This is a genomic window from Ruminococcus sp. 5_1_39BFAA (genome assembly GCF_964240875.1).
GTDB lineage: Bacteria > Bacillota > Clostridia > Lachnospirales > Lachnospiraceae > Blautia_A.
On record NZ_CAXSVO010000007.1, the window covers coordinates 1 to 24,921 of the forward strand.

The following is a 24,921-nucleotide window of genomic DNA, read 5'->3' on the forward strand; positions in this document are numbered from 1 at the left end:
TCGACAGCAAAACCTTACATATCTATTTCTTATCAGAAAGATTCACTTTCCAAAGACACAAGATTTTTTACAGCCTCAATGGCTTCGCTGTAATAGAAGAGTGAGTAGTAATATTTCCTTGAATAGTTTGTTCCAGTTGATTACAAATACCAGTTGCAATACCTTTTCCTTGATAATCGGCATGAACAAACAGTCGGTCAAGATACCCCGTTTTGTCTATATCCCCAAAACCTACAATAACTTCATTTTCAATAGCAACTATGCTGTAATGTTCTTGAAGCGACTGGTTCCATTTTTCTAAATCCACTTGTCCTGTTGCCCATACATCCAATTGTTCTTTTGTATAATCTTTTGCATTCACTGTATGGACTGTATTATAAAACAATTCAGTTATTTCTTTGCAATCCGATGGTTGATAATCTCTAATAATCATTTTTAAGTTTCTCGCAAATTTCAAGTTGTAGGGCTGATACCATCCAACTCTTTTCATATTTTTTATATTTATAACACCATAAACAAGGTTCCTACCGTAATAAGAATTGATCCAATTGCTGATTTCCAAGTGAATTGTTCATGTAAAAATATGAAAGCAAGTATCAACGCGAGCACAACACTCATCTTATCTATAGGAACTACTTTCGATGCTTCACCTACTTGTAATGCTTTATAATAACAAAGCCAAGAGCCCCCTGTTGCAAGTCCTGATAAAATAATAAAAATCCAACTTTTCCTTGAAATATCAGTAATTCCAGAATATGTTCCCGAAACAAACACCATAATCCATGCCATTACAAGTACTACCATTGTTCTAATGGCTGTTGCTAATGTGGAATTAACACCCTCAATTCCTATTTTCGCTAAAATCGAGGTTAGTCCTTATGCTGTATCATAGTTGCTCCTAAATTATAAAAAGCCAACATTTTATATTGTGAATCGTAACGAGCTACACTTGTATAATACTTTTCAGCATGATTTAAATCTATATCAAGACAAAGCCATCCTAATGAACATAGAATTTCGGCAATCAATGTTTTATTTCCTAATTCAATAGCATGGTTTAAACAAGTTTTATATAGATCGTATACCGAAAAAACATTATTTTGATACGCATATAGATTGGCATTAGCCTTCAAATTTCGTATAAATATCCATTCTTCATTATCAAGGATCGCCGACAGCTTCATCATAGACATATCCGCAAACATCGCAAATATATTTCATTTTACATTTTCCTTTCATTTATTCATTCCGCAGGGAGTGGATATTTTTCTGGAACCCGAATATTAGCTACATGATAAAATTTATGTTTTTCTACCATATGCTTCTTCATACGACTCAAATTGTAACGATAACAATCTGCTATGCCATCCGCAAAGGAATCTGCATTACCTTCCCTTAACCGTTGAAGCGCAAGAATAACTTGCTTGTTGAGATGTGAAAGTGTATGTTTCTTGGAAGGATAATAAGCAAAATGGTGCCCCCATTCAAGAAGATGATTGGTTTCAGACAATATAACATATAAAGGTTCTAACGTGGTATTTCTCATTATGGCTTTCAAAATATCCGACAAATAAATAGAGTCAGAAGAAGTAAATCTATCTGCCAACTCGTCCAGTTCTTCTTTAGTAAACTGTGGAGCAGCAGCTAAAGCGGCAGGACGAATAATTAGTACCATTAACTGCAAAGCGTGAAGGTAACGTAGTGCTTTTTCTACATATCCGGAATTAAGAGCCAGCTGATGAAGTTTCGTATCATCCGGTTCTATCACTATAGTACCTTTACCATTTAATGTCTTTACGAAACCTCTTTGCTCGAGTTCTGATAATGCCTTTCGGACAGTCGATATAGAGACCTCATACTGGTTGGCCAGCTGTTTTTCGTATGGAAGAAACATTCCAACAGAATACTCTCCAAGATCGATTTTTAGGTTCAAGTCATCAACAATTTTTGAGTAACAATAATCCTGACCACGCATGGGATTCCATGAAAATCTCAAACCAGTTTGTGAATGACATTTTGGGGTGACCTCTGACAGATAATTTAAGGTGTTTTCGATGAATTCCGTAAGTTTCTGATACATATTTGAGAGCAGTTTGTACTTTATGTATGGATCATCGCCTTTTAAGACATCTGGAATGACATTGGCTACAGATACCGCTTCCTGTGAAAAATGCTTAGAGAAGTAAGTACACTCCTCTGTAAAGAATGTAAGTTTATTATAAAGGCCAAACGTAGAGTAGAGTTCGCTGAATAGGGAATTACCGCCTATTCTTAATATCTCATATCCTAATTTAGAGGGAGGACGCCATCCACCAGCAGTATATCCTAAACGCAATGCTTTCATAGCCTGCTTATAGTGGGGCATTATCTCCACATCACATCCCTGTAAGGAAAAAACCAAAAGTGAAGGCAGTATTAGGGCAAAAGTTTGATATACCTGTAAAATACAATCCTTTTGTTTTAGAATCTCAAAAACAGTGCTTGATGAATTACAGGTATCTTTTGTTGAAATAACAATCGGCGCAAGGCGAGGCTGAATATCAACCAGTCCTTCCGCCCTCAATGCTTCGAAAACACGGTTAATCGTATATCTGCTAACATGGAATTGTTCGCAATACATCCTTGAAGATGGCAAGGCATTTCCATGAGGTATCTGTCCATCTAAAATACACTGCTTAATTTCATTATATACAAATTCAAATTTGGTCTCTTGTGGTTTCATAACTTGCCTCCTATCTGCTTGATTATATCATGGTGAACCTATTTTGTCAGTATAAAAAACGCTTACCTATTTGCACACCTTACCAATATGGACATTGCCAGTATGTTAGGATAACAATTATAATAAAAATGCAAAATTATTAGGAAAGAGCTTAAGTATCATGGATAAACAAAAAATTTTAATTGTGGACGATTCAGAGATGAATCGAGCTCTATTGGTGGATATTTTGGAAGGGCACTATGATGTGGTAGAGGCTGAGAATGGTGTGGAAGCAATTTCTCTCCTTTCAAAGCAAAGAGCAGATTTCTCCCTTTTGCTTCTGGACATTATGATGCCTGAAATGGACGGATTTGAAGTATTAGCTTACATAAACAAATACCATTGGAATGACACCTTCGCTGTTATTATGATTTCTGCTGATGACACTCCTGCTAATATAAAGAGGGCCTATGATTTAGGGGCTTTTGACTATATCAGCCGACCTTTTGATTCAACCATTGTCCAGCGTCGAATTTCTAATACGATGTTTTTATACGCAAGGCAGCAGCGCCTTGAAAAAATTATTGCAGAACAATTTCACGAGCAGGAAAAGAATAGTAAGCTGATGATCTCAATTCTGTCTCATATTGTGGAATTCCGTAATGGAGAGAGCGGCCTACATATCCTGCATGTAAATACAATTACAAAATATTTGCTGAAGCAGTTGGTTCAGCTGACAGATCAATATCCTTTGTCTAAAGCAGATATTTCTTTGATCAGCACTGCTTCTGCGCTGCACGATATTGGGAAAATCTCAATTTCAGATGCAATATTAAATAAACCCAGCCGACTTACGGCAGAGGAATTTGAAGTGATAAAAACGCACTCAGTGATCGGTGCTAACATGCTATTAGACCTGTCCATAGAGCAGCGCGAAAATCCGCTTATTAAAGTGGCTTCTGAGATCTGCCGATGGCACCACGAAAGGTATGATGGCAATGGTTATCCGGACGGATTAAAGGGAGAAGAAATTCCCATTGCCGCTCAGGTAGTTGCGCTGGCCGATGTATATGATGCCTTGACCAGTGAGCGCTGCTATAAGAAAGCTTATTCACATGGAGAAGCTTTGAAAATGATTTTAGAAGGACAATGTGGTGCATTTAATCCTACACTTTTACTGTGTCTACAAGAAATTGCTGAGACACTTGAAAGTGAGTTTATGGATACCTCTTCTGAACAGGAGACGAAAAGCATTCAAGATATAAGAAATGAAGTAGATTACGACAGGTTGTTTTCCTATGAAAAACACACCGTCTTGTCTCACAAACAGGAGCAACTGCAATTATTATATATTGATTTCTTAACCAGTGTTTACAATCGCCGCTATTATGACGAGCATTTTCAAGGCGCAGATTATATTCAGGCAATGGTCGTAATAGATGTAGATAATTTTAAGCACATCAATGATAATTATGGCCACGATGTTGGCGATATTGTATTGCAGAGCATTGCACAAACCGTTTTATCATGTGTGCGAAAAACAGATGTAGTTATCCGTTATGGCGGCGATGAATTTGTAATCATCTTTTTCAGTATACCCCAAGAGATATTTGAGAAAAAACTGGAGAGGATCAGGCATTCTGTTGATAGTCTGATAATTGATGGACATCCCGAACTACATATGTCTGTAAGCATAGGTGGGGCATATGGAAGCGGAACCGCAAAAAAACTGTTCAAAGTAGCAGACAATATGATGTATCAATCAAAAAAACAAAAAAATCAGGTGACCCTTTGTCTTCTAAACGAAATGTTGGGCAGCGCAGACAGCATTTAAAGGGAGGAATTGTAATTATGAATCTAAAAGATTGTTATATAAAATTTGGCGGCGATTTTGATGAAGTGCTGGGTAGACTGCGTCGTGAGCAAAGCGTTCAGAAATTTATGTATAAGTTCCTGGACGATAAAAGCTTTCATTTGTTTGAAGCGTCTATGGAGAATAAGGACTATGAAGAGGCTCTAAGAGCCGTTCATACACTCAAAGGAATTTGTCAAAATCTTTCATTTACCAGATTGTTTGAAAGTAGTAGTTTGGTAACTAACGCATTAAAAGGAAACGATTGGAGTAAGGCTGTCGATATGATTCCGAAATTATCAAAGGATTACTATGAAACCATCAATGTTATTAAAGATTTTAAGAATTCCAGGGAGGAATAACATCAATGAGAAATAGTAAAACCAAGGATTCTACAACACGTTTTCTAATATACAGTTTCATTGGGCTTTTAATTTTTAGTATTATTGTGTTTAGTCTGCTCGGAATCTATATGAGTCGAAAGAGTGAAAAGGCCGTTTACGAAATTGGTCAAATTTATATGTCTGGAATGAATGAACAAATGTCCAGACACTTTGAAACTGTTATTAAGTTGCGTTTTGATCAGGTCAGCGGCATTGTTTCTGTTGTCTCAGCAGATAATAACAATAAAGAAAAGTTATATGAGGAACTTGTTTACAGGGCACAGGTCAGGAACTTTGACTATTTAGCACTTTGTTCTGCTGATGGAAATTTTCAGACTCTTTATGGACAATCAGTACAGCCACTGAACCCAGAGCCCTTTGTAGAAGCATTAGTACGAGGAGAACAAAGAGTCGCTGTAGGCATTGATTCTGCCGGCAATGAAGTGGCATTGTTTGGCGCTGACGCTACGACTTACCCTATGCAGGATGGCAGTATGAGCACTGGACTGGTAGCAGCCGTCCCACTGGAGTACATCGGCGATTTCCTTTCTTTAGAGGATGAAGAGCAGCTGATGTATTACCATATTATCAGGCCGGACGGTAGTTTTGTAATACAGAACCCCAACACGGAGTTGGGGGATTTCTTTAAACAACTACAAAAGCAGCTTGATTCTACAGCAAATGAGTTATCTGAAGAAAGTTCAATTAAAGAATTTGGTGCTGCACTAAAAAAACGTGAAGAATATGTTGCAACGGTTGACGTAAATGGTGAAGAGCATCAGATATACGGTATACCATTACCTTATTCTGAGTGGTATTTGGTATCGGTAATGCCTTATAGTATATTGGACGATATCATAAATAATCTGAGCACCCAGCGTATGTTTATGACATTGTTATCTTGTGCTTCTATTTTGATCATTCTTACATTAATTTTTCTTCGGTATTTCTCCATAACCCGTTCTCAGGTGCATGAATTGGAGAAGGCCCGGCAGATAGCTCTTGAAGCAAGCACAGCCAAAAGCAAATTTTTAGCAAATATGAGCCATGATATTCGTACACCCATGAATGCAATTGTCGGCATGACCGCGATTGCCACAGCCCACATAGATGACCAGAAACAGGTACAGAATTGCCTTAGAAAAATTACATTATCAAGTAAACATCTATTAGGGCTGATCAACGATGTTTTGGATATGTCTAAAATTGAAAGTGGGAAATTAACTTTAACAACAGAACAAATTTCATTAAAGGAAGTTGTTGAAGGAATTGTTAATATTATGCAGCCACAGGTTAAGGCAAAAAGGCAAACCTTTGACATACATGTGGAAAATATCTTAACAGAAAATGTGTGGTGCGATGGTGTACGCTTGAATCAGGTTTTGCTAAATCTTTTATCGAATTCAACGAAGTATACACCGGAGGGGGGTTCGATACAACTATCCCTCTCTGAAGAAAAATCTCCGAAAGGAGAAAACTATATCCGAATCCATATCAAGGTCAAGGATAATGGAATTGGTATGTCGCCAGATTTTCTGAAAAGAATATATGAACCCTATAGCCGTGCTGATGGAGTCAGGGTTAGTAAAACGCAAGGCACTGGTTTGGGAATGGCGATTACAAAGTACATTGTGGAGGCAATGGAAGGATCCCTTAATATAACAAGTGAACTTGATAAAGGTACCGAGGTTTCTCTTACATTTGATTTTGAAAAAGCGGTTGCACTGGAAATGGATATGGTTCTTCCTTCCTGGAATATGTTGGTAGTTGATGATGATGAATTACTCTGCAGGACAGCGATAGACACGCTGAAAACCATCGGCATCAATGCCGACTGGGTATTGAGTGGAGAAAAGGCGATAGAACTGGTTACCCAACACCACCAAAAGAGAGATGATTATCAAATCATTCTATTGGATTGGAAACTACCTGGTATGAATGGGATTCAAGTTGCAAAAGAAATCCGGCGTAATTTGGGAGATGAAGTGCCGATTTTGCTGATTTCTGCATATGACTGGAGTGAATTTGAAGCGGAAGCTCGTGAAGCAGGTATTAGTGGTTTTATTTCCAAACCCCTTTTTAAATCCACTCTGTATCATGCTTTGCGTCAGTATATGGGCGCTGAAACAGAAAATGATCAGACATTGAACCACAATATCGATCTATCCGGACGTCGTATTCTGCTTGCTGAGGATAATGAACTAAACTGGGAAGTCGCTAAAGAATTACTTTCCGATTTAGGCGTGGAACTGGATTGGGCAGAAGATGGCCAGATCTGTCTGGACAAGTTCCAAAGATCACCAGAGGGATATTACGATGCCATTCTTATGGATATACGGATGCCGCATATGACAGGGTATGAGGCCACAAAAGCTATCCGTGGACTGAATCATCCTAATGCCCTATCTGTTCCAATTATAGCTATGAGTGCAGATGCTTTTTCTGATGACATACAGCATTGTCTGGAGTGCGGTATGAATGCTCATATGGCAAAGCCAATCGATGATATAGAATTGACTCGCATATTAAAAAGATTTTTAATTTAAATCTATCCATAAAAGCGCGTGTACGAAGACACGCGCTTTTATATTTAGTTTGCGCGCCATGGGCGCGCTCTAACGGGTGAAAGTCCCGAACACGCCTAGGCGACAAGGAAGTGTATAGCTGAACAGCAAGGGTGTCTATCGTAAGGTAGAATCTGAAGGAAGCTGTAAGCAAACTCTTGGTCCGACGGACAGAAATCACATATGAGGCTAGGTTCCGCTTGGTAAGTCTGCTAAATAAGACAAAGCCGTAAAGTTGCCGTTTGTAGGAACCGAGTAAATGTGGCGGATATATGAGAGGAAAGAGCGTGCACCTTAAGCGTGGAGGTCTCACAGAGGTTTCATTAGCCTAGTAACAACGAACTGTGAGAAGTCAGCCGAGCCCATAGTAGCGAAGAAGTCTCTGTAATGGAGATGGAGCGAAGGGGCGAACAATCAATAAGTTTGAGTATGTCTCGTATTGCAGAAATGACAACATCTGCCGTAACCAATCGGGAAAAGGGTGGTCAAATCAAGCGAGACGGAAAGGAAAGAACGCATGGACACAAGTAGTCTAATGAAGCAGATACTATCCAGCGATAATCTCAACAGAGCATATCTGCAAGTCGTACGAAATAAAGGTGCCGAGGGAGTGGACGGAATGAAGTACACAGAACTTAAAGAACATCTTGTAAAGGACGGCGAAATTATCAAGGAACAGTTGAGGACAAGAAAATATAAACCTCAACCAGTACGAAGAGTGGAGATACCAAAGCCAGACGGTGGTGTCAGAAACCTGGGAGTACCAACAGTAACAGACAGATTCATACAACAAGCCATTGCACAGGTCTTAACACCAATCTATGAGGAACAGTTCCATGACCATAGCTACGGATTCAGACCGAATAGATGTGCACAGCAAGCAATCCTAACAGCACTCGAAATGATGAATGATGGTAATGACTGGATTGTAGACATTGACTTGGAAAAGTTCTTTGACACAGTAAATCATGATAAGTTGATGACTATTATTGGTAGAACGATTAAAGATGGAGATGTCATCTCTATTGTTAGGAAATACCTAGTCAGCGGAATTATGATAGATGATGAGTATGAGGACTCTATTGTGGGAACACCGCAAGGAGGAAACCTTTCGCCGCTACTGGCAAACATCATGTTGAACGAACTGGATAAGGAAATGGAAAAGAGAGGGCTTAATTTTGTACGATATGCGGATGACTGTATTATCATGGTTGGAAGTGAAATGTCTGCAAACAGAGTTATGAGAAATATCTCACGATTCATCGAAGAGAAACTAGGGCTCAAAGTCAACATGACTAAGAGCAAAGTAGATAGACCAAGTGGACTTAAATACCTTGGGTTTGGATTCTACTTTGATTCAAGAGCACATCAGTTTAAGGCAAAACCGCATGCAAAATCAGTAGCGAAGTTTAAGAAAAGAATGAAAGGACTCACCTGTCGTAGTTGGGGCGTCAGCAACAGCTATAAGGTAGAGAAGCTCAATCAGCTTATCCGAGGTTGGATAAACTACTTCAAGATAGGTAGTATGAAAATCTTATGTGCGAAATTAGATGCAAATATTCGGTATAGACTTCGTATGTGCATATGGAAACACTGGAAAACTCCGCAGAATCGTGCAAAGAATTTGATGAAGCTTGGAATTGACAGGATTACAGCATACAAAGTTGGTTATTGTTCAAGAGCCTATGCTCATGTATGTAGCTGTGGTGCTGTAAATATAGCAATAACAAACAAGAGATTAGCCTCATTTGGACTTATCTCAATGTTAGATTATTACACCGAAAGGTGTGTTACAGGTTAAGTTGATTGAACCGCCGTGTACCGAACGGTACGCACGGTGGTGTGAGAGGTCGAAAATTCCTCATCAAGAGGAATTTTCTCCTACTCGATTCTCCAATTCCCACCTTTTCGTTTTTAGGGTAAGCGCTTAAATCTTGGGTAGCTTTACTATTTACGTTTTTGAACTCATAATGATAGCAAATAGATTTTTACTACACTCCGCTTGATAGGAGATAGAAATTTACTACATTTGGAGGTTTCATTATGAGTGATAAACGTGCTCCAGGGCGTTCCCTGGAAGAATGGATGGCTCTGGTGACCGAATGCAGGCAAAGCGGTCTGACAGATGCTGCATGGTGTAATGAACATGGGATATCACCCAGCTGTTTTTACAATGCAGTTACCCGTCTCCGAAAAAAAGCCTGCCAGATACCGGAACCTATTGGAAAAGCCAGCACGCTTGATCTTACATCCCATAAACAGGATGTGGTCCAGATTGCTATAGAACCGGAGGCTTCTCCGGCAGAACTGATTTCAGATAACGAAAGCAATTCTATCCACCTTGACAATTCACATACGATTGAAATCGAAGCAGAAGGATTACTTATCCGCATGAGCAATGAGATCAAACCAGTGCTTCTGAAGATACTTATGGATACGCTAAAGGAGTCATTATGCTAGCCGATATTTCCAGTGTTGATGCAATCTATATCGTTTGTGGCAGAACGGATATGCGCAAGTCTATTGACGGATTATGTGCGATCATTCAGGAACAGTTTTCGATGGAGATCGACCATGCACTTTTTCTTTTCTGCGGCCGCAAATGTGACCGGATCAAAGCCATTTTAAAAGAACCAGACGGGATCGTCATGATCTACAAAAGGCTGACCGCCCAGGGATCTTACCGATGGCCAAGGAATAAATCGGAAGTCCGTAACCTTACATGGCGGGAATTCGACTGGCTGATGTCGGGCATTGATATCGAGCAGCCCAAGGCAATCAGAACCACGTAAAAAGATGCACATAAAACTTGTATTTTTTACTGTATTTTCAGCATTTTCAAGTCCAGCAAATCCGCTGTTTTACTGGGAAAATCCGCTGTTTTCTGGTATAATAGAACCATCAGAAACAGGAGGAAAAAGCAGTGGCAGACAGTTCCAAAGATATCCAGCTCCGTGAGCTGAAGGACATGATAAACGATCTCAAAAAAATGATACAAACACTTCAGGCAACTGTCGATGCTGCCAATAAACGGGAAGAGGCTCTCACCCAGGAACGGGATAATCTGAAAGAAGAGATAGACCTTCTCCGTAAAAAACTGTTTGGCACCTCCAGCGAAAAAAGAACCTTCGATATTCCAGGCCAGTTAAACTTTTTCAATGAGGCGGAACTGGAACAGGATCCAGAAGCTGCAAAAGCAGAGGATCTTGAAGCACTTCTTCCAGAAAAAACAGCAAAAAAGCGAAAAGCAAGAGCTACAGATGCTGAGCGTTTTAAGGGAGTGCCTGTTGAAAAAAAGTATCTGGAACTTTCTGAGGAAGAGAAACTCTGCCCTGTCTGTGGTACCCCGCTGAAAGAAATCGGGGAAGAGTTTGTCCGCCGGGAACTGGTTTTTGTACCGGCAAAACTGAAAGTATATGAATACTACAGTAAGAGCTATGAGTGCCCGCAGTGCAGGCTTCAGGATATTCCGGTCAGGCAAAAACCGGGAGAGACAAGGCTTGATCTAGTAAATAAAAATGTAGCAATTGAAATAGCAAAGAGAAATTTTGCGGGTATCATGCTTGTAGTAGCGAATCCGGTAGATATTTTGACACAGGTAGCCATAAAGTTATCAGGACTTCCGGAAAACAGGGTTATTGGATCGGGGACAGTGTTAGACAGTGCACGATTAAGATATAAGCTTGGTGAGCATTTATCTGTGGACAGCAGGAGTGTTCACGCATTTATAGTAGGTGAGCATGGAGACAGTGAAGTTGTAGCATGGTCATCAGCCAATGTATCCGGTGTTCCATTGAGTGAAATGTGTGAAATGCGTGGACATTACAAGCACAAGGAAACCACGGCAGAAATAGCTACAGCAGTCAAGAACAGTGCTTATGAGATTATAAACAAAAAGCACGCTACATATTATGGAATTGCAATGTCTGTAAAAAGAATCTGCGAAGTGATTATGAGAGATGAAAAATCAATACTCCCAGTATCGCATATGATTCATGGAGTATATGACATTGACGGAGTATCGTTAAGTATGCCGGCTATTGTAGGTGCAGATGGCATTGAGTCTGATATACCTATTAATTTAAGTGGAGAGGAAGCGTTAAAGCTTAAGGAATCCGCAGATTCTTTAAAAAAGATTATAGAAACAATTGAATTATAAATTTTACACATGGAAGGAGATAAAAGCATGGAAGTAAAGTATTATATATGTAAGCATTGTGGAAACATTGTTGAAAAGATAAAGGATAAGGGTGTACCTGTAATTTGTTGCGGAGAACCTATGCAGGAATTAAAAGCCGGAGTGACAGATGCTGCTATTGAGAAGCATGTACCTGTATATACGGTAGAAGGCAGTCATGTTCATGTCGTGGTCGGAGAGACAAAACATCCAATGCTTGAAGAGCATTTCATTGAGTGGATTACATTAAATACAAACCAGGGAATATACAGAAAACAGTTAAATCCAGGGCAGGAGCCGGTAGCAGATTTTTGTCTTTGCGATGGAGAATATGTAGAAGAAGTATACGCATACTGCAATCTTCATGGACTCTGGAAATGCTAAAAACACTTGACTTTCGTGCTAAGATTACAAAATAATTCAGATACAACAGTAATATATGCTGGGTATTAATATATTTATAAGGAGGAACAAACTAATGAAATATGTATGTGACGTTTGCGGATGGGAATATGATGAAGAGGAAGGTTATCCTGAAGGTGGTATTGCACCAGGAACAAAGTGGGAGGACGTTCCAGAAGATTTTGAATGCCCATTATGTAATGTTGGAAAAGATCAGTTTTCAGAAGTTGAATAAAATTCTGATTATTTAAATACGGATAGATAAACAAAAACCCTGGTGCGTGTGAGCAACAGGGTTTTTTATTGCGATAGTTTGTGATGATATCACAGAAAATGATTTACCTTTTGCTTATAATGTAACTACAAACAAAGTAAGGAGGTAGTCTAAATGAGATTAAAAGATAAAGTTGCAATCATTACGGGTGGAAGCCGTGGTATAGGATTTGCTACAGCTGATAAATTCTTGAAGGAAGGTGCTTCAGTTGTGTTGGCAGCAAGTTCACAGGAATCGGCAGATGTTGCTGTAGATAAATTAAAAGAAAAATATCCCAATGCAATAGTTGCTGGAATTAGTCCAAATCTGGCAAGCATGGAGTCTGTCAGAAAGGCTTTTAAAGAGGCAACTGAAAAATATGGATGTGTCGACATACTGGTAAATAATGCAGGGATTTCAGAAAACACCTCATTTATGGATTATACAGAGGAGACTTTTGATAAAGTCATGGATCTAAATGTAAAAGGAGTATTTAATACTACTCGTGTAGCAGCAGAATGTATGGTGGCAAGAGGCAAGGGGGTCATTCTCTCAACTTCTTCCATGGTGAGTATTTCGGGACAGCCAAGTGGGTTTGCTTATCCGGCATCGAAGTTTGCAGTAAACGGATTGACTGTATCATTAGCAAGAGAACTAGGACCTAAAGGTATTCGTGTTAATGCTGTTGCACCTGGGATTACAGAAACTGATATGATGAAGGCCGTGCCAAAGGAAGTTATCGAACCTATGATTGAAAGAATTCCATTGCGTCGTCTTGGACAGCCAGAAGATATTGCCAATGCGTTTGTGTTTCTTGCTTCAGATGAGGCGAGTTACATTACAGGTGTTATATTAAGTGTAGATGGTATGGCAAGAAGTTAAGTTAATGAGGTATGGTGATGTAATCACGGAAAATAAATGAAATTAAGACTATAATAAATCTACAAAAAGAAAAAGATAAGGAGAACTGTAAAATGTCTGCTATTAATATCAATAAAAATAATTTTCAGAACGAAGTACTGAATTCCGATAAACCCGTTCTTTTAGATTTTTGGGCATCTTGGTGTGCGCCTTGCCGCATGGTAGTACCTATTGTAGAGGAGATTGCAAGTGAGCGTAGAGATATTAAAGTTGGAAAGATTAATGTAGATGAAGAGCCTGAACTGGCAAATAAGTTCAGTATTATGAGCATTCCGACTTTAGTGGTTATGAAGAATGGGAAGATTGTACAGCAGGTTTCAGGGGCGAGACCTAAGAATGCGATTTTAGAAATGCTTTAGGGAGGTGTGCTAATGGGATTTTTTGATCTCTTTAAACAGTCAAATATTAATCAAGGCATAGAAGAATATAAAAGGACTGATGATGCAGTTCTGCTGGATGTACGTACACCGCAAGAATATCAGGAAGGACATATACCAGAAAGTAAAAATGTGCCGTTGCAGCAACTTGACAATATTGCTTCTGTAGCGAAGAATAAGGATATCCCACTGTTTGTATACTGTTATTCCGGTTCACGAAGCCGCCAGGCAACTGGGATACTGCAACGAATGGGATATTCTAAAGTAAATAATATCGGTGGCATTGCAGCTTACTCAGGAAAGGTGGAAAAATAAGATGAAGGTAATAATTGTAGGAGGTGTAGCCGGAGGAGCTACAGCCGCAGCAAGAATACGCAGACTGAATGAACATGCTGAAATTACTGTGTTTGAAAGATCCGGATACATATCCTATGCAAATTGTGGACTTCCATATTATGTTGGAGACGTGATCACAGACCCGGAAGAACTTACACTACAGACACCAGAGAGTTTTTTTAAACGCTTCCGTATTAACATGAAAATTCATCATGAAGTTATCTCCATACATCCGGAACGTAAAACGGTTTCAGTGAAAAATTTAGAGAATGGTGAGATATTTGAAGAAAAATATGATAAGCTGATCCTCTCTCCAGGTGCAAAGCCAACACAGCCGAGACTTCCCGGAGTAGGTATTGATAAACTTTTTACACTTCGTACTGTAGAAGACACTTTTCGGATAAAGGAATATATAAATAAGAATCATCCAAAATCGGCTGTATTGGCAGGTGGCGGTTTTATTGGTCTGGAACTGGCAGAAAATTTGAGGGAGCTTGGCATGGATGTTACGATTGTCCAGCGGCCTAAGCAGCTGATGAACCCTTTTGACCCGGATATGGCATCCATGATCCATAATGAAATGAGAAAGCATGAGATAAAACTGGTACTGGGCTATACAGTAGAAGGATTTAAAGAAAAAGACAACGGAGTGGAGGTCCTGTTGAAAGATAATCCATCCCTTCAGGCTGATATGGTAGTTCTGGCAATCGGAGTCACACCAGACACAGTATTAGCAAAAGAAGCCGGTCTGGAACTTGGCATCAAGGAAAGTATTGTAGTGAATGACAGAATGGAAACCTCTGTACCGGATATTTATGCTGCAGGTGATGCAGTTCAGGTAAAACATTATGTTACGGGTAATGATGCGCTGATTTCTTTGGCAGGACCAGCCAATAAACAGGGCAGAATCATCGCTGATAATATTTGTGGCGGTGATAGTCGTTACCTGGGCAGTCAGGGAAGCTCCGTTATAAAAGTGTTTGATATGACAGCAGCCACTACAGGTATCAATGAAACCAATGCCAAAAAGTCAGGATTAGAGGTAGATACAGTAATTCTTTCTCCTATGAGTCATGCCGGTTACTATCCTGGTGGAAAAGTGATGACCATGAAGGTGGTTTTTGAAAAAGAGACCTATCGTTTGCTTGGCGCTCAGATTATTGGATATGAAGGAGTTGATAAACGTATTGATGTGCTGGCAACAGCAATTCATGCAGGGCTGAAGGCAACCCAGCTGAAGGATTTGGATCTCGCATATGCACCGCCTTATTCCTCTGCCAAGGATCCTGTAAATATGGCAGGATTCATGATAGACAATATAGCAAAAGGTACCTTAAAACAATGGCATCTGGAAGATATGGATAAGATTTTTAGAGATAAAAGTGTTGTGTTGCTGGATGTGAGAACGGTAGGTGAATTTAACAGGGGGCATATGGATGGATTCAAAAACATTCCTGTAGATGAACTAAGGGAACGTATCAATGAAATTGAGAAGGGAAAGCCTGTTTACCTGATATGCCAGAGTGGGCTACGCAGTTATATTGCAAGCCGTATTTTGGAAGGAAATGGATATGAAACATACAACTTTTCCGGCGGATTTCGTTTCTATGATGCAGTGGTCAATGACCATGCACTGATTGAAAGATCATATGCATGTGGTATGGATTATTAGAAATAAATAAAATATTTTTATAGTTTGATTGTAGTATAAAAAGATCCCCCATTTATTAGAATGACTTTCATAATTCTGATAAATGGAGGATTCTTTAGAGAAAAAAACGTTTTATGATCTTTGTAGTGTTTCCAGTCTTTTCGAATCAAGGATTGTTATTTTGCCGCGAGAGAGTTTGACGAGTCCTTCGCCTTGAAAGTATCGAAGCATTCGAGTGATAACTTCCCTGTGGGAACCAAGATGGTTTGCGATAGTTTCGTGAGTGATTTTCAGTTCATTTGTTCCTTCAATGGATGTTTCTTCTAAAAGAAATGAAGCAACACGCTTATCCAAACTCTTCCACATAATCTGTTCAATCAGCCACATGACATCAGAAAAACGGGTAGCCATTAACTCATTGGTATAGTTTGCGACAGGAGCAGATTCTTTCATGATGCCCTTATAGATTTCAGCAGGGATGATCCAAAGATCCGTATCTTTTTCTGCTTCAATGGTTACTTCAAATTGAATGGATCGCATGATACATGAGGCGGATAAAAGACACATATCCATATCGAACAGACGGTAAAGTGTAATCTCTCGTCCTTCATCTGAAAGTATGTAAGTTCGAAGCTGCCCGGATTTAACCAGTAATAATCCAGTACAATCCAGGTTTCCGTTGTGAATGATCGTTCCCTTTTTTACCTCCTGTGTGATTAAATTGTCTGAAATTAATTTTTTCTGTGCTGTATTTAAGTCATTCCATAGTGAAAAATAATTTTCGAAGCTCATAATAGTTATCTCCTTTATGAACATAGTATACTTACTTTTTTAAGATGCGTCAATTACATAATTGACATATGCCATAAATAAAAATATACTGACTATAGTACATGACGGTTGTAAATATGAGGGAGGGATAAATAATGCAGGGAGATGTCAGTTTTACATTTTTGGACCGAATTGAAGAAGTAGAACTGAATATTGTAGATGGACGATGGCAGTCTGCACTGGCATTGGCATTGACTTTGCCAGATATTTGCGGAGGTATTGCTTTCCCGGAAATTGTTAAACATTATCGAGATGGCCGGGTTATGCTGGATCGGCAAAAGAATCCGACCCGTGATGTGGGAACCCAGTATATTCGCTGGTTTGATGAATATGCAGGGGACTACTTTAAACTATCTCAATCCGGTGAAAAGCCATATATTTGCGGAGAACGCTGTTGGCAGCTTCGATGTGAATATCTTCATCAAAATAAAGGATTTTTGAATGATGAAAATAGTATACGCTTTCATCTTGGACTAAACTGTGGAATGTCAGTTTGTCAGTTGGACAGTATGAACATACAGGAGAACGGAAACGATATTCGTATAGACATAGAACAGTTTTGTCTGAGGATGTGCAAGGCAGCAAAGAGTTATTATGATAAAGTTCATTTGGAAAAAGACTTTAGTCTCTATAATACACCAGTTTTGGATTTTGTTCAGGTAACACAAAAAAAGAAAGCTGCTTCTATTATTGCACTAGTCTGTGGCAGTGAACGTTATGCAAAAGGATTAAAAGAAACATTGCAGTTTATTTCAGATCAGATCATGCTGTTTTACACACCAGAAAGTGCTAAAACAAAATTAGGCAGACATAAGCCGGATCTTTGGATTGTTACCGAAGATATGACGAGCCAACCGAATCAGCCATGGCGTGCGGACAGGACAACACCTGTAATTTTAATCACAGGCAATCCTGATGCTGTTGAGATTAAAAAGAATTCAGGAAAACTAACTGTTCTTTCTATGCCATTATCAATAGTTGATTTGCGGAAAACAGTCGAAATATATGTGTCGTGAGGAGAAGTTTATGCTGTACATAATACTATTATTTGTATTTGTAGTTGTATATTTGATGATGCTTATGCGGAGACAGAAAGAAAAGATGAGCGAAATTAAAATACAAATGGATCAACTGCAAGCACAACATGATCAATTGCAGAAAGAAAGGAATCGGTTACTAGAACAGATGAATCATCTGGAAGAGCAACGAGAACACTTGCAAATGCAAACAGACCAGGCATTTCGGAGTGCTGATGAAATTGAGAAAATTTGCGATGAGATATGGCATCATGCTAATACTATCCACCTTTATTCTTCGTTATCTGAAGAAGAAAGCAAATCTATAACAATGAAAGAAAAACAAAAAATAATTATTAAAACAATTGAGGAGATTCTAAACATCATATATAAACATAAAAGTGATGTATAATAAAAATATGTCTTTTTAGTTATTAGCGGTCAAGGTAAATTCTTATGTAATAATATCACAGAAGAATTTACCTTTTTCAGGTACAATAAAGATAACAAATTTGAAAGGGGAACAAAGCATTGGCAAAAAGAGTGGCAAGTGTCGATAAAAAAAGATGTGTTGCCTGCGGAGTATGCGAAAATACTTGTCCGTTGGCAGCGGTTAAAGTCCATCGTGGGTGCTATGCGGTAGTAGAAGAAACATTGTGTGTAGGATGCGGAAAATGTGCAAAGTCCTGTCCAGTAGGCTGTATTGAACTGAAAGAGAGGGTAACAGTGTGAAGAAAAAGAAGCATTGGTATGATTATTTATGGATATGGGCGATCATTTATTTTGCTCTTGGTTTTTTTAATATTTTGTTCGCTTGGTTTGGGATGATTGATTTCCTGGTGCCGTTAGGAATAGCAATATTCGGTGGAAATAAATTTTTCTGTAATCATTTGTGTGGACGTGGCCAGCTTTTTAGTAAGCTTGGTGGAGATTTAAAATGTTCAAGAAATAAACCAACCCCGAGATGGATGAGTTCAAAATGGTTCCGATATGGCTTTTTGATATTTTTCCTTACAATGTTTGGTAACATGGTATTTCAGACATATTTAGTTGGTGCCGGAGCATCCTCCTTGCGTGAAGCCATCAAACTATTCTGGACCTTCCGTGTTCCATGGGGATGGACATACACTGCAGGAACAGTAGCTGATTGGGTGGCACAGTTTAGTTTTGGATTTTATAGTTTGATGCTTACATCTCTGCTGTTAGGGTTGATCGTAATGGTGTTATATAAGCCAAGAACCTGGTGTGCATTTTGTCCAATGGGGACAATGACGCAGGGCATCTGTAAATTAAAAAATAATGGAAAATAAGTAATACTATTAGGTTATACATAAAAGGCATATGTCAAAAACGTTATTGACATATGCCTTTTATAAGGCTATTATATAAGAAAAGCAAGAAAGGAGCAGTTTATGCCGAGACCAGTAAAATGCAGAAAAGTCTGTCATTTCCCCAATATTTTAGAATTCCTTCCGGCAGATAATACTGAGAAAAAAACACCTATTGTTCTGACGGTAGATGAGTATGAGACAATTCGTCTTTTGGACAAGAAAGGTTATAGTCAGGAGCAATGTGCAGCATCTATGCAAGTCGCAAGAACAACAGTTCAACGGATTTACGAGATTGCCAGGAAGAAAATAGCAGATGCACTTATTGATGGACATCCGCTTAGAATTGAGGGTGGGGATTTCATAATCTGTGACGGTCAGAGCAGCAACTGCAGCTTTGGAGGATGTTATAAACAGGAAATATACAAAAAATATGCAGAAGAAAAAGGAGAAGGTATCATGAGAATAGCAGTAACATATGAAAATGGACAGATTTTCCAGCACTTTGGACACACAGAGACATTTAAGATTTACGATGTAGAGGAAGGAAAAGTAGTACATTCAGAAGTAGTAGATACGAATGGAAGCGGACATGGTGCATTGGCGGGAGTTCTTAGTGCATTGAATGCAGATGTTCTGATCTGTGGCGGAATCGGAGGCGGTGCACAGACAGCATTAGCGGCAGCCGGTATTAAGCTTTTCGGAGGAGTTTCCGGAGATGCGGATGAAGCAGTAGAAGCCTTTATTAATGAAACACTGGATTACAATCCGGATGTGAAGTGCTCTCACCATGAGCACAGCCACGGGGAAGGACATACCTGTGGTGAGCACGGATGTGGAAGCCATAGCTGTCATTAAGAAGAATAGTAAAAAATAATAATACGAAAGGATGTGCCAAGGTAATGGAGAAGTTACCGTAGCGCATCCTTTTTTGTTATTTTCATATTGATTATTTCCTACTTGCCGAAAGTAATGAATTGAACGTATAAAACTCCCAGCTTTTTGTAACTGTCAAAGACGGGAGTATACTTAATTTATTGAGATGTGTCAATTATATAACTTGCATATGCCGTAAATAGAAATAAAAAGAAGCGTAATAAAGTAAATTGTCTTTTCTGTGATATCATCACGGAAGCAAGATCTTTTATGCGGTATATTAAGTTCAAACAGGAGAAGGGGTAAAAAAATATGACATCAATAAATATAAATAAAGAAAAGTTTGGACAATTAATTAATAAGGAAAAACTGGTTTTGGTTGATTTCTGGGCACCTTGGTGTGGTTATTGCCGTAGAATTGGAGCAGCTTATGAAAAAATAAGTGAAGAATACAGCGATATTCTTATTGCAGGAAAAGTAAATATTGATGAAGAACCACAGATTGCAGAAGCTGAAAAGATTGAGATAATTCCTACACTGGTTTTATATCGAGATGGAAAGGCAATAGATTCTATTGTTGCACCCGAATCAAAAAAAATGATAGAAAACTTTATTAATGAAGCTTTGGAAAAATAAAATAGGAGGACTGTTGTATGAATGAAAATCATGTTTACGATATGATTATCGTGGGAGGAGGACCTGGTGGGTATACATCAGCATTATACGCAGCCAGAGCAGGACTTGAAACAATTGTTTTAGAAAAATTATCTGCAGGTGGCCAGATGTCACTGACATGGCAGATTGATAACTATCCTGGTTTTGAAAATGGAATTGACGGATTTTCATTGGCAGAGAAAATGCAAAAACAGGCGGAAAAATATGGTGCTAAAAGTGAATATGCAGAAGTTTTTAATATGGATTTAGCAGGAAAACTTAAAAGAGTAGAAACTAGTTCGGGAATTTATATTGGGAAAACAGTAGTGATAGCTACAGGAGCAAATCCAAGAGAACTTGGTCTTGATAAAGAAAAAGAATTGATAGGTCATGGAGTTGCTTATTGTGCCGCCTGTGATGGTATGTTTTATAAAGATAAGATTGTGGTTGTTGTTGGTGGTGGAAATTCTGCTGTATCAGATGCTACTCTTTTAAGTCGAATTGCTAAGAAAGTTATCATTGTTCATAGAAGAGATACATTACGTGCAACAAAAATTTACAATGACCAGCTGATGAAAACTGAAAATATAGAGTTTCGATGGAATAGTACAGTAAAAGAACTGCTTTATGGAGAACGATTGACTGGTGTGCGGTTGAAAGATACAGTTACAGGAGAAGAAAACATTATAGAATGTGACGGCTTGTTTGTGAGCATAGGAAGAAAACCGACAATAGATTTTTTAGATAATCAGATAGAACTGGATAATAAAGGATATATTGTAGCAGGTGAAAATACTGAAACGAGTATTCCAGGTGTTTATGCTGTAGGAGATGTCAGAACAAAGTTACTTCGTCAGATAGTAACAGCTGTTGCAGATGGTGCTATGGCAGTACATATGGCAGAAAAATATATAGGGAAAATGTAAAGTGAATTCCGCCTTTATGCATAGGAATTGTTTGGTTAAGTTAAATAATGAAACAGAAAATAGTCATTTTGATAGACCATATTTACTATAAATAATCAGAATTTGAATACTGAACTTTTTACACTGAAATATGTACGATTCTAATAATGACATGAACTTATGGGAACGTATTGCGGATACTTTGTGAACTTTATCCTGATACAATGATTATGCTGATGAAAGAAGGCATAGATAACTGAATACAAGAAAGAGACGAAAGCCTCAGTAGTTAAGAAAAAACTACTGGGGCTTTTTTTCGTGCCTTAATTTCTCAGCCAATAACTGCGGGTATGTCCCGGCAGGATAAAGGCGGAGCAGGCATGATTCTAAACAGAGGTCCGCCTTCTGGATTTGAAACGAGCAACAAGATTTCAAATTCAGGAGGAACGGATATGTATATTGAACACCCATATTTTTATGAAGGAAAGTACTACGCAAATATTGATGGAGAAATGATTGAGATTACAAAAGAAGTTGCGTATGCGATGAACAATTTTTACAGAAGCAGCAAGGCAAAAAAAGTTGAGATTAAGAACGAACAGGGGAAAGTCGTGGATAAGATGCTACGGGAGGTACCTTACAGTGGACAATCCATTGATGGAGAAGGATTCATGATTGAGGATTTCCCAGATCTGAATTGCGACGTGGAGCACAGTGTACTGACGAAAATGGAACAGCAGGATATTCATAAAGTGATCGATCAGCTGAATACCGAGGAACGCATGATTATTTATGGCATTTTCTTTGAAAACAAGACACAGACACAGATGGCAGAGATTATGGGGATTTAGGAAGATGCCGCTATAGGATTATAAGACGTAAGAAACTTTTTAGAGCTAATAATACTGCGAAAAAGCACTGACCAAAGCTAGTCGGCAGGCTGGTGATGCGATGACATGTGTGAGATGCGATACACTTGCAGACCCTGAGAAGTCTGTAACTGGTAAACCTATGAACTGCCAGAGCCTGGAAACGAGAGTTTTTAGGTTGTGGTCCGGAGTATGCATCCGGGCAGGTTATTATTCCCTTCCTGCATATGCGGGAGTAACGATTCGGGGTATCGAGGATAAATAGAATCGAGCGAGCACTGTTTAATAATCAAATTGGCTATAGAGGTTATGCGGCAGAGCTTTCCAGTTTGGAAAGGAACTCTGCCGTATCCCTGTGGAGCCAATATAGCGCTATGAATGCTTTACAAATTAAAAAGATTGGAGAGATGACAAGTGACGATTCGAAGAGGAGATATTTTATGGGCGAATCTCGGTATGTTCCCGACAACTTCGGTTCAGGGAGGAGTAAGACCGGTGATCGTAGTAAGTAACAACAAAGCTAATACATACAGTTCAGTCATTACAGTAGTTCCGCTGACATCAAGAATATATAAGAAGCGGTATTTACCAACACATGTTTTTATCAGTAAATACGATATGACAGGGATCCGAAAAGGAAGCCTGGCATTGGCTGAACAGGTTATGAGCATTTCTACAAAATGCATTATTGAGAAATGCGGAAGAGTAAATAAGTGGAGCCTGGATCGGGTACTGAAAGCAGTACGGATTCAGATGGGAATGGAAGGAGAAGTGCATGACGGCAGAGGAATATAGAAATTATTTGGAGCAGGATTTCAGTGATGTAGATATCAATGAAATGACTGATCTACGGATGATAAAAGCAGACAGAAATAAATCGCTTCAGGAACGGAGAGATATTTTTCTGAATAAAGTAGGAAATCCTTATCTGGTCCGGATCGGTAATATGAAAGTAAAAGTCAGATTTGCAAATAACGGTATATCTATGGAGCAGGCATTTGAGAATATGCTTCTGAGTGTCTGAAAAAGTACTGGTAAGATTGAGGGGACTGTGTTAGAATGTCGGTAAGGACAAATTATGCAGCCCCCTTTTATTACATGGATTTTCTGACGTAATAAAAGGAGGTAAGATATGTATCAGAATATCAATAAAATCTATCATGCCGCCATCTATGTCAGATTATCTAAAGAAGATGGCGATATTTCCAGTTCAGCAAAACTAGAAAGTAACAGCATTTCTAACCAGAAAGCTTTGATTCTGGATTTCCTGAAAGACAAAAAAGATATAGAAGTTGTTTCAGTCCGAGTTGATGATGGCTACTCAGGCTCTAATTTTGAGCGCCCAGCATTCCAGGCAATGCTGGAAGATATCCGGCGTGGGATTGTAGACTGCGTAGTGGTAAAAGACTTATCACGATTTGGAAGGGAATATATTGATTCCGGGAAGTATATCGAGAGATTATTCCCGGCTCTTGGTGTGCGCTTCATTGCCATCAATGACAATTATGACAGTCTCAAGGGAAAGAATCAGGCAGACGAAATCATTATCCCATTTAAGAATTTAATCAATGATGCTTATTGCCGTGACATTTCTATTAAGATCAGGAGTAATCTTGAGATTAAGAGGAAAAAAGGTGAGTGTGTGACTCCGTTTGTAGCTTTTGGATACAGGAAGACAAAGACAGATAAGCATAAATTAGAGATTGACCCATCGGCAGGCAGTGTAGTACAGGATATTTTTAAGATGAAGCTGCAGGGAATGAGTCAGGATGCGATCGCTAATCGTTTAAATGAACTGGGTATTCTTTCCCCATTTGAGTATAAAATCAGCAACGGTAGTCGTTATGAAACAGGCTTCCGGCAGAAAGAACAGGCACTTTGGAGTTCCGTTACGGTCCGCAGGATACTGGAAAACGAGGTTTATATCGGAAATCTTGTGCAGGGAAAAAGGACAACACCGAACCATAAAGTGAAGCAGATTTATGTGAAACCGGAAGATGACTGGATCCGGATTGAGAAAAACCATGAGCCACTGGTGAGTGACCGTGATTTTGAAATTGTGCAGAGACTTCTGGGCATGGATACACGTACTTCACCTGACCAAAAGCAGGTATATCTGTTATCCGGAATTGCTGTATGTGCGGATTGTGGTGCACCTATGACAAGAAAGGTTTCCACTGTGGCAGGAAAAAAATATGCTTACTATCTATGTTCCACAAATAAAGAAACAAAACGCTGTTCCAGTCACAGAATACCGGAAAAGGATCTGGAAGATGCTGTACTGGTGATGTTGAAACAGCATATCCAGAACATCCTGCACCTGAAAAGAGTCCTGGAATTTGTTGGTACTGTGCCATTTCAGGAGATCAATATGAAGAAGCTGCAGGACAGGCTGGAGAAGAAAAAACAGGAGACAGAACGCTGTAAGGAGTTACGGATGATGCTTTATTCGGATATGAAAGAGGGCATTGTATCAAAAGAAGACTATGTAGAGCTTCATGCAGCCTATGGAAAGAGGCTTAGAAATGCGGAAGAGAGTATTCGTGCAATCCAGAAAGAAATGGATAGTGAGCTGGAAAAAGTAGACAATGCCAATACCTGGCTGGATTATTTTGTGAAATATCAAGATATTGAAGAACTGTCCCGCACAGTGGTGGTAGAACTGATCAGGAAAATCCGAGTATATGATAAAAAGAATATAGAGATCACTTTTGATTTTGATGATTGTTATCAGATATTGCTGAATCAATTACCGGCTATGGGAGTTGATACGGTAATAGATGATGATAATAATCTGCAGGTCAAGGTAAAGGAGGTTGTATAAA

Annotated in this window: 28 protein-coding genes and 3 pseudogenes; 25 read left to right on the forward strand and 6 right to left on the reverse strand. The window is 39.0% G+C overall.

Annotation, left to right across the window (positions count from 1 at the left end; translation table 11 throughout):
- Positions 1-79: 79 nt before the first annotated feature.
- From ACESZH_RS09640 to ACESZH_RS09660, 5 genes and pseudogenes are all read right to left on the reverse strand, one after another.
- Positions 80-433 (reverse strand): annotated as a pseudogene (locus tag ACESZH_RS09640) (GNAT family N-acetyltransferase); the annotation flags it as partial.
- Between the two features lie 68 nt (positions 434-501).
- A complete protein-coding gene (locus tag ACESZH_RS09645; protein ID WP_373215367.1) occupies positions 502-864 on the reverse strand; it encodes an EamA family transporter in 363 nt (120 codons plus the stop codon).
- Positions 865-869: 5 nt separating this feature from the next.
- Positions 870-1,187 (reverse strand): hypothetical protein, encoded by a 318-nt coding sequence (locus ACESZH_RS09650; protein WP_373215355.1) that lies wholly within the window; start codon positions 1,185-1,187, stop codon positions 870-872.
- Positions 1,162-1,239 carry a rubredoxin gene (locus ACESZH_RS09655; RefSeq protein WP_373219902.1) on the reverse strand — a complete coding sequence of 26 codons (78 nt, stop codon included), beginning with the start codon at positions 1,237-1,239 and terminating at the stop codon, positions 1,162-1,164. Before ACESZH_RS09655 ends, ACESZH_RS09650 begins: the two co-directional genes overlap by 26 nt.
- Positions 1,240-1,243: 4 nt before the next feature.
- Positions 1,244-2,722, reverse strand: coding sequence for a GntR family transcriptional regulator (locus ACESZH_RS09660; protein ID WP_373215353.1), 1,479 nt, complete (start codon positions 2,720-2,722; stop codon positions 1,244-1,246).
- Between the two features lie 160 nt (positions 2,723-2,882).
- Between ACESZH_RS09660 and ACESZH_RS09665 the strand changes: the two genes are divergently transcribed.
- The 14 genes and pseudogenes from ACESZH_RS09665 (at position 2,883) to ACESZH_RS09730 (ending at position 15,638) form a co-directional block, all read left to right on the forward strand.
- Positions 2,883-4,535, forward strand: a complete 1,653-nt coding sequence (locus ACESZH_RS09665) for a diguanylate cyclase (protein WP_373215351.1) — start codon at positions 2,883-2,885, stop codon at positions 4,533-4,535.
- 17 nt (positions 4,536-4,552) lie between these two features.
- Entirely contained in the window at positions 4,553-4,915 is a 363-nt protein-coding gene (locus ACESZH_RS09670) for an Hpt domain-containing protein (protein WP_069409856.1), read from the forward strand.
- 5 nt (positions 4,916-4,920) lie between these two features.
- Positions 4,921-7,482: a response regulator gene (locus tag ACESZH_RS09675; protein WP_373215347.1), complete on the forward strand. Its 2,562-nt coding sequence runs from the start codon at positions 4,921-4,923 to the stop codon at positions 7,480-7,482.
- Positions 7,483-8,035: 553 nt separating this feature from the next.
- Positions 8,036-9,301 (forward strand): group II intron reverse transcriptase/maturase, encoded by a 1,266-nt coding sequence (ltrA, locus tag ACESZH_RS09680; RefSeq protein ID WP_373219904.1) that lies wholly within the window; start codon positions 8,036-8,038, stop codon positions 9,299-9,301.
- Between the two features lie 242 nt (positions 9,302-9,543).
- Complete coding sequence (locus ACESZH_RS09685; protein WP_373215342.1) at positions 9,544-9,960, forward strand: IS66 family insertion sequence element accessory protein TnpB; 417 nt, start codon at positions 9,544-9,546, stop codon at positions 9,958-9,960.
- Complete coding sequence (tnpB, locus tag ACESZH_RS09690) at positions 9,954-10,292, forward strand: IS66 family insertion sequence element accessory protein TnpB (protein WP_370826073.1); 339 nt, start codon at positions 9,954-9,956, stop codon at positions 10,290-10,292. The genes ACESZH_RS09685 and tnpB overlap by 7 nt, the downstream gene beginning before the upstream one ends.
- A gap of 197 nt (positions 10,293-10,489) precedes the next feature.
- A pseudogene (locus ACESZH_RS09695) lies at positions 10,490-10,942 on the forward strand (IS66 family transposase zinc-finger binding domain-containing protein); the annotation flags it as partial.
- Between the two features lie 36 nt (positions 10,943-10,978).
- Positions 10,979-11,659, forward strand: a pseudogene (locus tag ACESZH_RS09700) (L-lactate dehydrogenase); the annotation flags it as partial.
- A gap of 27 nt (positions 11,660-11,686) precedes the next feature.
- The gene (locus tag ACESZH_RS09705) at positions 11,687-12,061 is read left to right on the forward strand and encodes a desulfoferrodoxin family protein (protein WP_373215340.1); all 375 of its coding nucleotides are present in this window, start codon (positions 11,687-11,689) and stop codon (positions 12,059-12,061) included.
- A 94-nt stretch (positions 12,062-12,155) separates the two neighbouring features.
- Complete coding sequence (locus ACESZH_RS09710; protein ID WP_005339874.1) at positions 12,156-12,314, forward strand: rubredoxin; 159 nt, start codon at positions 12,156-12,158, stop codon at positions 12,312-12,314.
- A 153-nt stretch (positions 12,315-12,467) separates the two neighbouring features.
- The gene (locus tag ACESZH_RS09715; protein WP_005421611.1) at positions 12,468-13,214 is read left to right on the forward strand and encodes an SDR family NAD(P)-dependent oxidoreductase; all 747 of its coding nucleotides are present in this window, start codon (positions 12,468-12,470) and stop codon (positions 13,212-13,214) included.
- Between the two features lie 92 nt (positions 13,215-13,306).
- The gene (gene trxA / locus ACESZH_RS09720) at positions 13,307-13,612 is read left to right on the forward strand and encodes a thioredoxin (RefSeq protein WP_005421612.1); all 306 of its coding nucleotides are present in this window, start codon (positions 13,307-13,309) and stop codon (positions 13,610-13,612) included.
- Positions 13,613-13,624: 12 nt separating this feature from the next.
- Positions 13,625-13,945, forward strand: coding sequence for a rhodanese-like domain-containing protein (locus ACESZH_RS09725; RefSeq protein WP_005421613.1), 321 nt, complete (start codon positions 13,625-13,627; stop codon positions 13,943-13,945).
- A 1-nt stretch (position 13,946) separates the two neighbouring features.
- Entirely contained in the window at positions 13,947-15,638 is a 1,692-nt protein-coding gene (locus ACESZH_RS09730) for an FAD-dependent oxidoreductase (RefSeq protein ID WP_373215338.1), read from the forward strand.
- A gap of 111 nt (positions 15,639-15,749) precedes the next feature.
- Here ACESZH_RS09730 and ACESZH_RS09735 read toward each other — a convergent pair whose 3' ends face one another.
- The gene (locus ACESZH_RS09735; protein ID WP_373215336.1) at positions 15,750-16,409 is read right to left on the reverse strand and encodes a Crp/Fnr family transcriptional regulator; all 660 of its coding nucleotides are present in this window, start codon (positions 16,407-16,409) and stop codon (positions 15,750-15,752) included.
- Between the two features lie 134 nt (positions 16,410-16,543).
- On the opposite strand from ACESZH_RS09735, the gene ACESZH_RS09740 reads away from it, so the two are divergent.
- The 11 genes from ACESZH_RS09740 to ACESZH_RS09790 all read left to right on the forward strand — a co-directional run bounded on the left by ACESZH_RS09740 (position 16,544) and on the right by ACESZH_RS09790 (position 24,920).
- On the forward strand, positions 16,544-17,464 hold the full coding sequence (locus ACESZH_RS09740) for a hypothetical protein (RefSeq protein ID WP_373215334.1): 921 nt from the start codon (positions 16,544-16,546) through the stop codon (positions 17,462-17,464).
- Between the two features lie 85 nt (positions 17,465-17,549).
- A complete protein-coding gene (locus ACESZH_RS09745) occupies positions 17,550-17,876 on the forward strand; it encodes a hypothetical protein (RefSeq protein WP_373215333.1) in 327 nt (108 codons plus the stop codon).
- A gap of 119 nt (positions 17,877-17,995) precedes the next feature.
- Entirely contained in the window at positions 17,996-18,196 is a 201-nt protein-coding gene (locus ACESZH_RS09750; protein ID WP_373215332.1) for a 4Fe-4S binding protein, read from the forward strand.
- Positions 18,193-18,774 carry a 4Fe-4S binding protein gene (locus ACESZH_RS09755; protein WP_373215329.1) on the forward strand — a complete coding sequence of 194 codons (582 nt, stop codon included), beginning with the start codon at positions 18,193-18,195 and terminating at the stop codon, positions 18,772-18,774. The genes ACESZH_RS09750 and ACESZH_RS09755 overlap by 4 nt, the downstream gene beginning before the upstream one ends.
- A 102-nt stretch (positions 18,775-18,876) precedes the next feature.
- Positions 18,877-19,650: a NifB/NifX family molybdenum-iron cluster-binding protein gene (locus tag ACESZH_RS09760; protein ID WP_373215327.1), complete on the forward strand. Its 774-nt coding sequence runs from the start codon at positions 18,877-18,879 to the stop codon at positions 19,648-19,650.
- A 330-nt stretch (positions 19,651-19,980) separates the two neighbouring features.
- The gene (locus ACESZH_RS09765; RefSeq protein WP_181991610.1) at positions 19,981-20,304 is read left to right on the forward strand and encodes a thioredoxin family protein; all 324 of its coding nucleotides are present in this window, start codon (positions 19,981-19,983) and stop codon (positions 20,302-20,304) included.
- A 17-nt stretch (positions 20,305-20,321) separates the two neighbouring features.
- The gene (trxB, locus tag ACESZH_RS09770; protein ID WP_117677480.1) at positions 20,322-21,248 is read left to right on the forward strand and encodes a thioredoxin-disulfide reductase; all 927 of its coding nucleotides are present in this window, start codon (positions 20,322-20,324) and stop codon (positions 21,246-21,248) included.
- Between the two features lie 431 nt (positions 21,249-21,679).
- Entirely contained in the window at positions 21,680-22,078 is a 399-nt protein-coding gene (locus tag ACESZH_RS09775; protein ID WP_373215324.1) for a sigma-70 family RNA polymerase sigma factor, read from the forward strand.
- 432 nt (positions 22,079-22,510) lie between these two features.
- Positions 22,511-22,891: a type II toxin-antitoxin system PemK/MazF family toxin gene (locus tag ACESZH_RS09780; RefSeq protein ID WP_373215322.1), complete on the forward strand. Its 381-nt coding sequence runs from the start codon at positions 22,511-22,513 to the stop codon at positions 22,889-22,891.
- Positions 22,872-23,120, forward strand: coding sequence for a DUF6870 family protein (locus ACESZH_RS09785; protein WP_015568866.1), 249 nt, complete (start codon positions 22,872-22,874; stop codon positions 23,118-23,120). Before ACESZH_RS09780 ends, ACESZH_RS09785 begins: the two co-directional genes overlap by 20 nt.
- Before the next feature lie 108 nt (positions 23,121-23,228).
- The gene (locus tag ACESZH_RS09790) at positions 23,229-24,920 is read left to right on the forward strand and encodes a recombinase family protein (protein WP_373215321.1); all 1,692 of its coding nucleotides are present in this window, start codon (positions 23,229-23,231) and stop codon (positions 24,918-24,920) included.
- Position 24,921 lies beyond the last annotated feature (1 nt).